The following is a 13,841-nucleotide window of genomic DNA, read 5'->3' as shown; positions in this document are numbered from 1 at the left end:
ATTAACCTGAATTACTATGTCATGTTCATGGAAAGAGCCTTTTCCAGGTGGCGGTATGGTGATATGGTTGCCCCTTCTTAGATCGTTTCTATGAGTGATACCTGGCCGATTTCGCCGACGATTGAAATTCTTGATAAGCTAGCGCGATATGGCCTCAAACAAAACTTACCCAAGGCCTTTCGTCTCTGGATTATTCTCGATTACCTCTACGGTGACCATCACCTCGATCTAGAGGCTCTCTTTAGTTTTAATCAATGGCTAGAGCAGTTCTTTCCTGGCTTTGAGCAAGTCCATAAAACGGATGCCATTCACCGTATCAAAAACCATCATCCTCACTGTCGCTGTCAACGGTCGATCCAAGACTGGTTGGATGACTATTTTCAACCGGAAGCCCTAAGCCAGTGGAAACAACACTTTCTCCAGCGCTATCCTGGCTTTACACCAGAGCAGTTAGACAATTTACTGAATCATAAGCCGCTGTTCGCAGTTTCCCGCAAAAGTCTTTGGAATGATTTTGAGCGACTCTGTGACCAGGGGTATCTCCGTAATTCTACGGCTCACCGCAACAACAGAAACGAGCGCTATTACCAAAAAATTAATCCCCCGCCCTTCATTGATCCCCCTGCTGAAGTGGGCGTTTCGGCCCTGGGCAACTTAGTCATTAATGATTTGGCGGATTTTCTTCAGGATTTTGGGGAAAAAATTAGGGGAGAACAGCGCTTTTTCCTTGACCTCGAATACATTATCCACCACCGGCTCTCCCCTCACATCGAGCAACTCCGCCAATCCCTCAAGGTCGCATGGAGTCAAGACCTGATCCCGCCTATTACCCTGGAGTATTTTAGTGCAAGTAACTTTGAAGACCATGAAAGCTCAGCTAAGTACTATACTTATCCCGTTTGTCTCTACTATTCTCAACGTGTTCCCTATCTCTTTGCCTTTGGTCAAAATCCCCAACCCGGCCGTTGGAACTGGTACGATTTCCGCCTAGACCGTATTAAGGCCCTGACCCCCATTACTTGGCAGTCCCCCGACCTGCGGCAGGCCCTGACTGTTTTTACTCATCCTGGACAGCCCCTGAATGAGTTAGAAAAACAACTCTACCTGCTGACGGAGCCAGACAAACGCGCTCAAAAATACCAAGCCTATTGTAGTGAATTAACTCCGGACATCATCCATTCCCTCAAAGCAGAGGCCTGGGGCTTTGATTTCTTTCGGCCCAAGCAGACAATGCTTCTACGGTTTAATCAGTATTTTCACGCACGTTATATTTTAGGGACGGAGCGAGACGAGTTATTTCGCAGACTTTCCGTTGAGGAAGTAGAGCGCATCTTGAGGCGAGAGAGTCTCATCGATCCCCGCTACCAACGATTGCTCTCCAAATTGTCCACCAATTCCGTTTACTGTCGGGTAGATTACCGTGAGGGAGATTACAACGTCATCATGCGTCTGCGGGCCTGGGGGGCCAACGTCGAAGTTCTGTTTCCCATGAGCCTACGCCAAGAGATGCAACAGGAGTCTCAAAAAATAGCGGCCCTCTACTCCTAACGCCTACTCCTCAGCCTCCATCATGTTTAATACTGAGACCACATTAATTTCCTCAGTCGCCGTATCCGGGAAGACGGATGGGCAGTCTATCTTCCTGGCTAGACAATTTACCCTTCTTTCGTAGAAGCGCGGTAAATGGGTTCCCCTCCCACCCAAGTTTTAATAGCTATAGTTGCACATCGCGTAATATTTTTATTTCAATCATAAAAAAACTCCTACCCGTAGGCAGGAGTGATGAGTTTAGTGATTAGGCTATAACCTAGTCAAGATCGGGCATAAACAGAGTCGGTTCTGTTTCACGGTCGATTCCTTTTTCAAAACCAGCGGCAGCCGCCCGAGCACGACCAGCATGCCAGAGGTGTCCAACAAGAAAGAAGAAACCTAGAACAAAGTGAGAGGTCGCCAACCAAGCGCGGGGAGACACGTAGTTAAAGGAGTTAACATCGGTGATTACCCCACCCACAGAGTTCAAGGAACCGAGGGGAGCGTGGGTCATGTATTCAGCGGCACGGCGGACTTGCCAGGGCTGAATATCATTACGAAGTTTATCGAGATCCAAGCCATTAGGACCGCGGAGGGGTTCCAACCAAGGGCCACGGAAATCCCAGAAGCGCATGGTTTCACCACCAAAGATGATTTCCCCTGTGGGAGAGCGCATTAGGTATTTACCCAGACCAGTGGGACCTTGGGCTGAGGCGATATTGGCCCCCATGCGTTGGTCACGCACCAGGAAGGTAAAAGCCTGGGATTGGGAGGCTTCCATGCCCGTAGGGCCATAGAATTCGCTGGGATAAGCCGTATTGTTAAACCAAACAAAGACCGAAGCAATAAAGCCCATCATAGACAGGGCACCGAGACTGTAGGAAAGATAGGCTTCCCCAGACCAGATGAAAGCACGACGGGCCCAGCCAAAGGGTTTGGTCAGGATATGCCAGATACCACCGGAAATACAGATCAGACCGATCCAAATGTGACCACCGATGATATCTTCCATGTTGTTGACGCTGACGATCCAGCCTTCGCCACCAAAAGGCGCTTTGATCAGGTAACCAAAGATAGTCGCCGGATTTAACGTCGGGTTAGTGATGACCCGAACATCACCGCCACCGGGAGCCCAGGTATCATAGACGCCGCCAAAGAACATGGCCTTGAAGACCAAGAGGAGGGCACCACAACCGAGCAAGATTAAGTGATAACCAATGATATTGGTCATTTGGTTCTTATCTTTCCAGTCGTAACCAAAGAAGCTGGAATATTCCTCTAGGGTTTCAGGGCCACGCAGAGCGTGATAAATGCCACCGAAACCGAGAACGGCGGAGGAAATCAGGTGTAGAACCCCAACCACAAAGTAGGGGAAGGTATCCACCACTTCACCACCAGGGCCAACGCCCCAACCAAGGGTAGCAATGTGGGGAAGCAGAATCAAACCCTGCTCGTACATGGGTTTTTCGGGAATGAAGTGGGCCACTTCAAAAAGGGTCATGGCCCCAGCCCAGAAGACAATCAGGCCAGCGTGGGCGACGTGCGCACCGAGCAGTTTACCAGAGAGGTTGATTAGACGGGCGTTACCCGACCACCAAGCAAAGCCGGTCGATTCGATGTCACGGCCTCCCATTGCAGGAGTATTAGAGAGCGTTACCACGGGGGAGTACCTCCTCAGGGAAGATGAAGTTTTCGTGGGGTTGATCTTGGGGGGCCATCCAGGCGCGCATCCCTTCGTTCAACAGAATATTTTTGGTGTAGAAGGTCTCAAATTCGGGATCTTCCGCTGCTCGTAATTCCTGGGAGACAAAGTCGTAGGCCCGCAGGTTCAACGCCAGACCGACGATGCCCACGGAACTCATCCACAGACCCGTCACCGGCACAAACAGCATGAAGAAGTGCAACCAGCGTTTGTTGGAAAAGGCAATCCCAAAGATTTGAGACCAGAAACGGTTCGCCGTCACCATGGAATAGGTTTCCTCGGCTTGGGTCGGCTCAAACGCCCGGAAGGTGTTGGCTTGGTCACCATCTTCAAACAGGGTGTTTTCCACCGTCGCACCATGAATAGCGCAGAGCAGAGCACCGCCCAGAATCCCTGCAACTCCCATCATGTGGAAGGGGTTCAGCGTCCAGTTGTGGAAGCCTTGCAGGAAGAGAATGAAGCGGAAGATGCCAGCGACGCCAAAGCTAGGAGCAAAGAACCAGCTAGACTGGCCCAAGGGGTACATCAGGAAAACACTGACGAAAACCGAGATGGGGCCAGAGAAGGCAATGGCGTTGTAAGGACGAATGCCGACCAGACGGGCGATCTCGAACTGACGGAGCATAAAGCCGATCAGACCGAAGGCACCATGGAGGGCAACGAAGGGCCACAGACCACCAATTTGACACCAGCGGGTGAAGTTACCTTGGGCTTCCGGCCCCCAGAGGAAGAGCAGGGAGTGACCAAAGGCATCCGCAGGAGAAGAAACGGCAACGGTGAGGAAGTTGGCCCCTTCGAGATAGGAGCTAGCCAAACCGTGGGTGTACCAGGAGGTAACGAAGGTGGTACCGGTGAGCCAACCGCCCAGGGCCAAGAAGGCGCAGGGGAAGAGCAACAGACCAGACCAACCAATGAAGACGAAACGATCGCGCTTTAACCAGTCATCAAGGGCATCAAACCAGCCTCTTTCTACTGGGGCGCGTCCGACTGCAATAGTCATGGGATTAAATCCTCTTGCTTAACGAAAATCAAAGGCAAGATTTCTAAAAGAGACGTTTAGGGTTTTGCGTTATGGAATCTCATTGTCCTACAAGACGAGACCCTTGAAAACCGCTTTGGTGAGACACCGTTAGGTTTTTCACGCAGGGAATGAACGCCTGACAAGTTCGAGGGGCTTGAGCTAACCCCGCTTGTCAATTTTTAAAATTATGAGTCAACCCCAAGGGTTAACTCTCAAGCGTTTGACCTTGCTTGTCAAAATACACTGTCATTATTATTAGCAAAAAATTTACAAAATGACATATCCTAGCTCATAATTGCTCTCCAGATTCCCTTTATACAATCAAAGGACAGAACTCGTCTGTCCTCATCCTTAACCTAAGTGCTTTATTCAGGCAGACATCCCGCTGGCATTCTGGCTGGCACTCTTCTATTTCAATACTGACTTAGTTACTGCCGCTAAAAACAACTTCTGGAAATTTGCCTTGGGCTTCCGCCATAGAAATTTGCTTGTTTTGGTTTTTTAGGTCTTGCCAGAAGTTGATCACCTCAGTCGCTTGGTTGAGCACTTCGATACGATCACTTTCTGCAATCCAATGTTTGGCTTCTAGCTCATCTTTTAGTTGTTGCCAAGCATCATGGCGCGGCCAAAAGAAATAGGCTGTCAGTGGACTGGTTCCTTTTCCGACCACCTGATCAACGGCAATGGCGACATTTTGATCCAACCAAAGGACTTTTAGAATAAATTTGGTCTCCAATGACCCCTCCAACAAATTCACAGGATGATTTGAACTTTAAGTTACGGCAGTTCTCGATTATAGCTTAAGTCACCACCGCGCGACTATTGTAAAGACTCATCGTTTTTTCAATCCCCTGACCTAGACTATACTCCACAGCTTCTACCGCCAATTTCAGACTTTGATTCACCTGGGGAAGCTCCTCTGGAGTAAATTGTCCCAGGACGTGGGACGTTGTCAGGGTTTTATCCAGGGCCTTGCCAATGCCCAAACGCAGACGCGGAAAATTCTCCCCGCCCACATGGCTAATAATCGACTTCATGCCGTTATGGCCTCCTGCTGACCCAGAGAGCCGGAGCCGGAGCCGGCCAATGGGGAGGTCCATATCGTCGTAGATAACCAGGAGGGATTCCGGCGGTAGTTTGTACCAATCTAGGACGGCCCGCACGGCTTGACCCGAGCGATTCATGTAGGTACTGGGTTTCAAGAGGGCAACTTTTTTGCCAGAAACCAGGCCCTCTGTAAACCAACCATGGAAGCGACGGTGCTCTTGCCAGCTAAAGTGCCAACTTTGGGTGAGGGTGTCCACCGCTTCAAAGCCAATATTGTGGCGGGTTTGGTGATATTTGGCCTCGGGGTTACCCAGGCCGACAATAAGACGGGGAATAAGGGGCATTTCAGCCATGAAATAAGGTTGAGCGCTAGTTATCGTTTGTCCGAGGGTTGGCCCTGAGCCGAGTCACTAACCAGTAATGACTGATGATGTTTGCCTAGGGCCTTGCTCTCCAACGGTTATTCCTGAGACTGAAAGAGGGTTTCCAGGTAGACACGGGCACAGGCCCGATAATTAGCCGAAGCCTGACCACCGTAACTGCCCTCATTTTGCAGCAAAAATAAGGAAAGAGCGGCAGAAAAGACCCGGTCAAGATCCCAACTCGGGTGTTTCTCCATATATTTGGTCAGTGATGCGTGCAAGTCTTCCGGAATTTCCGCAAAAATACTCACCGAAGTATCCATATTCACCTCAATCTAATCCCAAGCAACTCCGTCGCCGCTACGGTCTCAGTCGAGATCCAGAGACAACTTAACGACTAACAACGGGGTGTTGATTCTTTGTGTGCCCATTATTTGTAGCGAGGAATCCCCCAGCTTGTCAATGCTACAAAAAGTTAAGTCAAAAGCAGGATTACTTTTTTGAGAACGAAGGAATAGGGCTTTAGGGCACCTTTTTGTTACAAAACTCAACATGAACTCCGTATGCCGTCCTTCCAGTCTTGCTTCCCAGGACATTCCCCAAGTCAAAGTATTCCGAGAATTGGGCCTACTACCCCTAGGGCAATTGCCAACAGTAGTAGCCCTATCCCTAGAGATGAGAGCCGGAAAATCCCCTCCAGGTGCAAGTATCGATGGGCCAAGCTTGGGGAGAAACCAGAGTAGTCCGGGGACAATCTGGGGAAAACGTGGGGATTGTGAGGGGAGATTGGGGCCAAAAAATAAGAATTACAAAAACGAATGGGTGTGTCACAATTTATTTGCAATTGCTTAAATCTGGCTGGAGAGTCGTTCCATGACCCCTAAAATTAAAAAAGGTGCTTTAGTTCGCGTCATTCAAGAAAAACTAGCTAATAGTCTAGAGGCCCAAGCGAGTGATACGCGCTTTCCTAGCTATTTGTTTGAGAGCAAAGGAGAGGTACTAGACCTGAAAGAAGACTACGCCTTGATTCGCTTTTATGTTCCTACCCCTAACGTCTGGCTCCGCGTTGACCAGCTAGAAGTTACGGCTTAAACCCCGTGGAGGTTGTCTAATGCCCAATCTTGCCGGTAGCACATCACAACTCCGTGATTTTGGCATTGCCTGCCAGGCCCATCAAGTGGCGATTATTGGTGCTGGCAATGTGGGGCGAACCTTAGCCCAGCGGATTCTGGCCCAGAATTTAGCGGATGTGGTTTTACTGGATATTGTGCCGGGCCTGCCCCAGGGAATCGCCTTGGACTTAATGGCGGCCCAGAGTGTGGAAGAAAACCATAGCAAGATTATTGGCACCAATACCTACGAGGACACTGCCGGCTCTGGTATTGTCGTGATTACCGCCGGCCTGGCCCGTAAACCGGGAATGAGCCGGGATGATCTGCTGCACCTTAACGCCAGTATTGTGGTGGAGGCGGCCCGCCAGGCCCAGCAGTATTCGCCCCAGGCCTTGTTTTTGGTGATTACCAATCCCCTGGATGTAATGACCTACCTGACTTGGCAGGTGACGGGCCTAGAGCCTCAGCGAGTGATGGGGATGGCCGGTGTCCTAGACGCCTCAAGACTCCAAGCCTTTATTGCTGGTTATTTGGGAGTTTGTCCTAGGGACATTAGCACGTTGGTTTTAGGGGGCCACGGCGACCTGATGCTCCCCCTCCCCCGTTACTGTACTGTCCGGGGAGTGCCAATTACGGAATTGATAGAACCAGCTATTATCGAGCAATTGGTCGAACGAACGCGCAACGGTGGGGCCGAGATTGTCCAACTTTTGCAAACCGGCGGGGCCTACTACGCGCCAGCGGCATCGGCCTGTACGATGATTGCGTCCATTCTGAATAACCAGTCCCGACTCCTGCCGGCGGCGGCTTATCTCCAGGGAGAATACGGATTAAGGGATATTTTTCTGGGGGTTCCTTGTCGCTTGGGTTGTCGGGGCGTCGAAAATATTCTAGAAGTTCAATTAACTGAATCGGAAATCGAGGCCCTGCATCGCTCGGCTGCCTCGGTACGACAAAATTTAGAGCAGGCCCAGCAGAGCGGCTAATTGTTATCAGTGGGGCCACTGAGGTCGAGTTGGTATTGGATGATTGGAATACGATATCGAGTTTTGATTCAAGTTCGGCGAGCCTTGCATTCTGCTTGCTTAATTCTTCGTTGCTTTTCCTCAAGTCGGACACGCCTCCGTAGATGTTGATCTAAGTTCCCAAGCAAGCGAGAAAGTAGTCCCGGTGAGGAAGAGAAAAATCCATTGGAGGAAGTGGATGTAGCCATTTCTAGCTTGGAGGGTGTCATATTTCAGGAAAATTCCTAAAAGAAAAACTACAGAGCCATCAGAACAATGATGCCCCAAAAGGATGATTTCATTATTTATTATAATATCCGAAAAAAGCTTAAGATTTTCTTGAAAAGATAAATATAAGGATAGATAAGTCAATTATTGATCTAATATTTTGAACTAGTTGAGCGTTAAATCTTGTTAAGTAGTTATGCCTGGGTTTATTACTGAGGTTAGGCTTGAAAATAGTTATTGGACTGATTTATATGAAAATTTATTCGCTCAAAAAATCAACACAGTTAACGTTGATGATATTTATTATTGTCTTAATTATTTCTTATTTTAATTATTTTCGTAATTATGACTATCCAGCAGGAGCTTTCTGGGATGAAAACTACTATATTGCTAGTGCTCAAAAATACTTAAATCATATCTTCTTTTTACATGAACATCCTCCTTTGGGACATATGCTAATTGCCCTGGGCGAAAAAATCATCAAAGCTAATATTCTCTCTGATCAATTTATTGATCTTGAAAAAGTTGGAGAATTCCCTAAGAATTTTTCCTTTGCTGGTTATCGTCTACTTCCTGTTTTGTGTGCTTGGTTAACACCAGCTATTTTTTTATTAATTTTATTATTGTTAACTCAAAATTATTTTATTTCTTTCACATTAAGTCTTCTTTATTTATTTGATAATGCCTTGATTGTCCATTCTCGAGGGGCCATGCTTGATGCCCCACTGATGCTGTTTGTTTGTTTGACTATTTTATTTTTTTTATTGGCCTTACGATGGCAAAGGGTTAACTTTAAGTTAATTCTTTTTTCTATTGGTCTAGGTATTAGTTTTGCATTTACGGTAACGACAAAATACCAAGGCGGAATCCTTCTCTTGCTATTTCCAGTTTTGTACTGGGGAATTTGGCCACATTGGAAGAAATGTTTATACGCCTGTGGGTTTTCTTTAGGAAGTTTTTATATTGTATTCCTATTGATTTGGCAGTTGCATTTTTCTCTAGGAACCGATATTAACCCTCAATTAAAAAACAAGGGCTATTTTACTCCCAAGACAGAATATCAAATAATTATTGCCGATAAAAATCACTTATCTCCGTGGTATTTACCAATGATGCTCAGGATTGCCTTTGACTATACTGTAGATGTTAATAAAGGGATTCCTCCCCTCAATCTCTGTAAAAAAGATGAAAATGGTAGTCCTGCATTTTTTTGGCCTGTCGGGGCTCGTGCTATTAATTATCGTTGGGAAACATTGGATGATGGACAGTCTTATCGTTATCTCTATTTACAAGTTAATCCTGTTGTTTGGGGAATCGGTCTATGGGGAGTTATTGCGACCAGTGGCTTAGTGTTAACTACCTTGTTTTTTCCGCTAAAGGAATCTATCAAAAATCGGTTTTTAATGCTGACTTTTTTAGGCTTGTATTGGGCTTATATGCTCATTATGTCGCGCCTAGAAAGAGTGACCTATCTCTACCACTATTTTCCAGCATTGTTGTTTAGCTTTTGTTTATTTGCTCTCTGGATTAAAGAAGTCAAAAGAGTTGGTGCATGGTCATTTAATCGCAGGAAAAAGATGATTACTTTATCAATTTTAGCAATGGTCGTTATTATTGCTTACTATTTCTACAGTCCTTTCACTTATTTTCAGCCCCTAACAGATACTCAATTTCGTCAGCGAATGATTTTTCCCCTGTGGGATTTACGATGTGTCAAGTGTGAACGGACTAGTTTTTTCAAACCATTATGACCCTTTTGATAAAGGATAAAATATAAGGCAAACTAGGATAGCTTGCCTTAAGAGTTTTGACCACCAGAAGTTAGAATGATTAGGAATGCCTATTATTACTGCTAAGTAAAATAAGCACTAGTCGTTCAATACATAAGAAACCGTACTGCCGCAAGGAACGGAGGCATTCGCAGAAGGATTTTGGGATTGCACTTCTCGATTGCCACTATTCGTCAAGCTCGGCGAAGGAACCAAACCAGCGTCAGTAACCAATGTTGCAATACCTGAAACCCGGCTGGAGTTGTTAGTAGCTCTACCCACTAAACTAGGCACTGTACACGTCGCAACTGAAGAACTAGAACTACTGGAAGACGAGGAACTAGAAGAGCTAGAACTACTGGAGGAGGAAACACTAGAGGAACTAGAACTTGATGTCACTGAGCTAGAACTAGAGCCAGAAGCAACAGAACTGGAAGATGAACTTGATGCCACCGAGCTTGAACTAGAGCTAGAAGAACTGGTAGGAGCCGCAACCGCTACAACGGAAGCATCAAAGCTGGTTTTATTGAAAGCAACGGTATTACCAATATAACCATTCTGTAGCAACGAAACATCCGTGCCAGTGTCGCTATAAAGACCAGAGAATAGTTGATTAAAGTCGCTTTGTTGCATCGCTTGAAAGATTTTCGGCGGAGCGCCATTCGTCTCGAAGCGATTAACCCAAAGGGCACCCGCTATTTTGGGGTTACCTCGCATATCGGCTGTTGCATAGGGCGCAAAAATAAAGGCGTAATAGTCGGAGGTTCCTCGCAGACTCACTTCTGGTGAACTCTTTCTTGAGGTGCAGGCAACATCCGTACAACTGTATAGGAAGAACGACCAGTTTGTAGCAGTAGAGGCATCCGGTGAGGCACTACCCACCTGAGAATTCCCCCCTAAATCTAAATCTGAAGTTCTCAAAAGCCATTGAACTTTGGCTTGGGTGCCACCACTGGTAGCAACTTTGGCATTATTACCAATGTCAAGAGTGCTATCAATGTACATGATGACACGATCATCACCACGACTGCCAAACGTGACTCCGCTAGGAAGCGTACACCCGCCTGTAATGCGATACTTATAAACTTTTCCTGTGCCCGGAGGAGAACTGGAATTAAAAGTATTACCGTCTGCATCCTTGTCACCATTAGCGGGGTAGGCTGTTTTTCCGCTACAGTTGCTTAAGGTATTGGTATTAGCATCGGCTGTTGCAGGATAATAGGGCAAGGGAGGAAAGGGAGTACCATTAGTTTCCTTCACTAATTGACCCATTGTGCCTGATAGGGCTGGGGTATGGTTTCCGTTGGGGAGGGTTCCCAAGGGAAGCGAGGGGAGATAGTTCAATAGGCTACTACTGACAGGGGTATTTCCACTGGTACAACCAGAGCTATCTAAGACATTGGCATGGATATCAGCGGCTGTGCTAAAACTTCTGGCCCAAAGACCAGGGGCGGACTGAGGGATTGGAGGTGTACTACTAGGGTTTGAATTAATTCGTAGCGTCATTTGAACTTGAGTACCGCCATTCGCACTATCAGCAGTTCCTGTAGTGCCATTGATACCCTGAACTGCCAATACTGCTGTCCCTGGTACACTATTGGCCGCTCCGTCTGGAGTGTATTTATAACCTACTAGCTTGAAACGACCATCGCCGATGGTTCGCCACCCCGTAGTATTGTTGGCATTAGCCCACGTTTGAATGGTTGAAACCGCCGTGCTTCCCGTTGCATTAGTACAGGCATTGCCCCCTTGCAGATTGGATACAGCGGTCAGAATATTGTCGGCTAAAGACCAGCTTTTTGTCCCCGTCCCACTATCAGGACAGCTACCATTTGCATCTCTAGTCGCAACACAGTCATCGAAAGAGAGCAAGATACGATTCGCTCTTTTATTTAAGAAATCAATATATTGAGTCGCCCCAGCCTCTGCAATACTGAAAGCCTTATCAGATTTTGCTTTAGAAATGGTTTTAGTTTGATTGCCGCTGGATTGCACCAATAGGGTCACACCGACTACAAGCATGACTAGACCTAGCATAATCGCTATAGGCATGGCAAAACCACGCTGACGATTGCTATTCAGATGACGTAACCACGCATAACCAAACCGAGGATTCATAGCCGTTGCTCCTGTCGCAGACCCAATAAAAAATAAGATTTAAAACTTAAGCTAACCCAGAGGGTACCCTAATTTTAGCCTTGACCTATCGGCTCCTCCTGTGATCTTAATCGCCTAGAGCTGTGATTTAGATCACAAAGACAGAGAAGGCCCTGGCTTTAAGGCCTGGAAAATACTAGGGAGCCGCAACCGGGACGACAGAAGCATTAAAGCTGGTTTTATTGAAAGCAACGGTATTACCAATATAACCATTCTGTAGCAAAGAAACATCTGTGCCCGTGTCGCTGTAAACACCGGAGAATAGTTGATTAAAGTCGTTTTGTTGCATCGCTTGAAAGATTTTCGGCGGAGAGCCATTCGTCTCGAAGCGATTGACCCAAAGGGCACCCGCTATTTTGGGGTTACCTCGCATATCAGCTGTTGCATAGGGCGCAAAAATAAAGGCGTAATAGTCAGATGTTCCTCGCAGACTCACTTCTGGTGAACTCTTTCTTGAGGTGCAGGCAACATCCGTACAACTGTATAGGAAGAACGACCAGTTTGTAGCAGTAGAGGCATCCGGTGAGGCACTACCCACCTGAGAATTCCCCCCTAAATCTAAATCTGAAGTTCTCAAAAGCCATTGAACTTTGGCTTGGGTGCCACCACTGGTAGCAACTTTGGCATTATTACCAATGTCAAGAGTGCTATCAATGTACATGATGACACGATCATCACCACGACTGCCAAACGTGACTCCGCTAGGAAGCGTACACCCGCCTGTAATGCGATACTTATAAACTTTTCCTGTGCCCGGAGGAGAACTGGAATTAAAAGTATTACCGTCTGCATCCTTGTCACCATTAGCGGGGTAGGCTGTTTTTCCGCTACAGTTGCTTAAGGTATTGGTGTTAGCATCGGCTGTTGCAGGATAATAGGGCAAGGGAGGAAAGGGAGTACCATTAGTTTCCTTCACTAATTGACCCATTGTGCCTGATAGGGCTGGGGTATGGTTCCCGTTGGGGAGGGTTCCCAAGGGAAGCGAGGGGAGATAGTTTAATAGACTACTACTGACAGGTGTATTTCCACTGGTACAACCAGAGCTATCTAAGACATTGGCATGGATATCAGCGGCTGTGCTAAAACTTCTGGCCCAAAGACCGGGGGCGGACTGAGGGATGGGAGGCGTACTACTAGGGTTTGAATTAATTCGTAGCGTCATTTGAACTTGAGTACCGCCATTCGCACTATCAGCAGTTCCTGTAGTGCCATTGATACCCTGAACTGCCAATACCGCTGTCCCTGGTACACTATTGGCCGCTCCATCTGGAGTGTATTTATAACCCACTAACTTAAAGCGACCATCGCCAATGGTTCGCCACCCCGTAGTATTGTTGGCATTAGCCCACGTTTGAATGGTTGAAACCGCTGTGCTTCCTGTTGCATTAGTACAGGCATTACCCCCTTGTAGATTGGATACAGCGGTCAGAATATTGTCGGCTAAAGACCAGCTTTTTGTCCCCGTCCCACTATCAGGACAGCTACCATTTGCATCTCTAGTCGCAACACAGTCATCGAAAGAGAGCAAGATACGATTCGCTTTTTTATTTAAGAAATCAACATATTGAGTCGCCCCAGCCTCTGCAATACTGAAAGCCTTATCAGATTTTGCTTTAGAAATAGTTTTAGTTTGATTGCCGCTGGATTGCACCAATAGGGTCACACCAACTACGAGCATTACTAGGCCCAAGACGATTGCTATCATCATGGCAAACCCGCCCTGGCGTTTAGTATTTAAATAACGCAACCACAAATAACTGAATCGAGCATTCATGACTTTACTCCCGCCTAAATCACTCAAACAACAAAATTTTAGACCCAGTTTCGGGAATACCTCTATTCTAACTTCCAGGGATCGTCAGCCTCTGTGATCTAGATCACCATGAGAACAGGCCCTGGCTTTAAGGCC

The 13,841-nt window shown here is 47.0% G+C and carries 11 protein-coding genes; 4 read left to right on the top strand and 7 right to left on the bottom strand.

Annotated features, from left to right (window positions below; translation table 11 throughout):
* The first annotated feature begins 90 nt into the window (after positions 1-90).
* Complete coding sequence (locus ABXS88_RS10070; RefSeq protein ID WP_353671914.1) at positions 91-1,548, top strand: TIGR03985 family CRISPR-associated protein; 1,458 nt, start codon at positions 91-93, stop codon at positions 1,546-1,548.
* Between the two features lie 259 nt (positions 1,549-1,807).
* Here ABXS88_RS10070 and psbC read toward each other — a convergent pair whose 3' ends face one another.
* The 5 genes from psbC to ABXS88_RS10045 form a co-directional block, all read right to left on the bottom strand.
* Positions 1,808-3,190, bottom strand: a complete 1,383-nt coding sequence (gene psbC, locus ABXS88_RS10065) for a photosystem II reaction center protein CP43 (RefSeq protein WP_353671913.1) — start codon at positions 3,188-3,190, stop codon at positions 1,808-1,810.
* Positions 3,174-4,232, bottom strand: coding sequence for a photosystem II D2 protein (photosystem q(a) protein) (gene psbD / locus ABXS88_RS10060; protein ID WP_353671912.1), 1,059 nt, complete (start codon positions 4,230-4,232; stop codon positions 3,174-3,176). Before psbD ends, psbC begins: the two co-directional genes overlap by 17 nt.
* A gap of 445 nt (positions 4,233-4,677) precedes the next feature.
* A complete protein-coding gene (locus ABXS88_RS10055; protein ID WP_353671911.1) occupies positions 4,678-5,010 on the bottom strand; it encodes a 30S ribosomal protein PSRP-3 in 333 nt (110 codons plus the stop codon).
* Positions 5,011-5,053: 43 nt separating this feature from the next.
* On the bottom strand, positions 5,054-5,653 hold the full coding sequence (gene pth, locus ABXS88_RS10050; protein WP_353671910.1) for an aminoacyl-tRNA hydrolase: 600 nt from the start codon (positions 5,651-5,653) through the stop codon (positions 5,054-5,056).
* A gap of 107 nt (positions 5,654-5,760) precedes the next feature.
* Complete coding sequence (locus ABXS88_RS10045; RefSeq protein ID WP_353671909.1) at positions 5,761-5,985, bottom strand: DUF2811 domain-containing protein; 225 nt, start codon at positions 5,983-5,985, stop codon at positions 5,761-5,763.
* 550 nt (positions 5,986-6,535) lie between these two features.
* Here ABXS88_RS10045 and ABXS88_RS10040 point away from each other — a divergent pair.
* The 3 genes from ABXS88_RS10040 (at position 6,536) to ABXS88_RS10030 (ending at position 9,757) form a co-directional block, all read left to right on the top strand.
* The gene (locus ABXS88_RS10040; RefSeq protein ID WP_353671908.1) at positions 6,536-6,754 is read left to right on the top strand and encodes an NAD(P)H-quinone oxidoreductase subunit O; all 219 of its coding nucleotides are present in this window, start codon (positions 6,536-6,538) and stop codon (positions 6,752-6,754) included.
* A gap of 19 nt (positions 6,755-6,773) precedes the next feature.
* Positions 6,774-7,760, top strand: a complete 987-nt coding sequence (gene mdh / locus ABXS88_RS10035) for a malate dehydrogenase (protein WP_353671907.1) — start codon at positions 6,774-6,776, stop codon at positions 7,758-7,760.
* A 470-nt stretch (positions 7,761-8,230) separates the two neighbouring features.
* Positions 8,231-9,757, top strand: a complete 1,527-nt coding sequence (locus ABXS88_RS10030; protein ID WP_353671906.1) for a phospholipid carrier-dependent glycosyltransferase — start codon at positions 8,231-8,233, stop codon at positions 9,755-9,757.
* A 117-nt stretch (positions 9,758-9,874) separates the two neighbouring features.
* Here ABXS88_RS10030 and ABXS88_RS10025 read toward each other — a convergent pair whose 3' ends face one another.
* Positions 9,875-11,893, bottom strand: coding sequence for a hypothetical protein (locus ABXS88_RS10025; protein WP_353671905.1), 2,019 nt, complete (start codon positions 11,891-11,893; stop codon positions 9,875-9,877).
* 175 nt (positions 11,894-12,068) lie between these two features.
* Positions 12,069-13,706 (bottom strand): hypothetical protein, encoded by a 1,638-nt coding sequence (locus ABXS88_RS10020; RefSeq protein ID WP_353671904.1) that lies wholly within the window; start codon positions 13,704-13,706, stop codon positions 12,069-12,071.
* Positions 13,707-13,841 lie beyond the last annotated feature (135 nt).

It is taken from the genome of Synechocystis sp. LKSZ1, from assembly GCF_040436315.1.
GTDB lineage: Bacteria > Cyanobacteriota > Cyanobacteriia > Cyanobacteriales > Microcystaceae > Synechocystis.
Note: the sequence above shows the minus strand (reverse complement) of the source record. Positions and strands in the feature narration are given on the sequence as shown.

Excerpts from the sequence above, each read along its gene's own strand:
- ABXS88_RS10070 (WP_353671914.1), top strand. The coding sequence starts at position 91 with ATGAGTGATACCTGGCCGATTTCGCCGACGATTGAAATTCTTGATAAG.
- ABXS88_RS10045 (WP_353671909.1), bottom strand. The coding sequence starts at position 5,985 with ATGGATACTTCGGTGAGTATTTTTGCGGAAATTCCGGAAGACTTGCAC.
- ABXS88_RS10020 (WP_353671904.1), bottom strand. The coding sequence starts at position 13,706 with ATGAATGCTCGATTCAGTTATTTGTGGTTGCGTTATTTAAATACTAAA.
- mdh (WP_353671907.1), top strand. The coding sequence starts at position 6,774 with ATGCCCAATCTTGCCGGTAGCACATCACAACTCCGTGATTTTGGCATT.
- pth (WP_353671910.1), bottom strand. The coding sequence starts at position 5,653 with ATGGCTGAAATGCCCCTTATTCCCCGTCTTATTGTCGGCCTGGGTAAC.
- psbD (WP_353671912.1), bottom strand. The coding sequence starts at position 4,232 with ATGACTATTGCAGTCGGACGCGCCCCAGTAGAAAGAGGCTGGTTTGAT.
- ABXS88_RS10025 (WP_353671905.1), bottom strand. The coding sequence starts at position 11,893 with ATGAATCCTCGGTTTGGTTATGCGTGGTTACGTCATCTGAATAGCAAT.
- ABXS88_RS10040 (WP_353671908.1), top strand. The coding sequence starts at position 6,536 with ATGACCCCTAAAATTAAAAAAGGTGCTTTAGTTCGCGTCATTCAAGAA.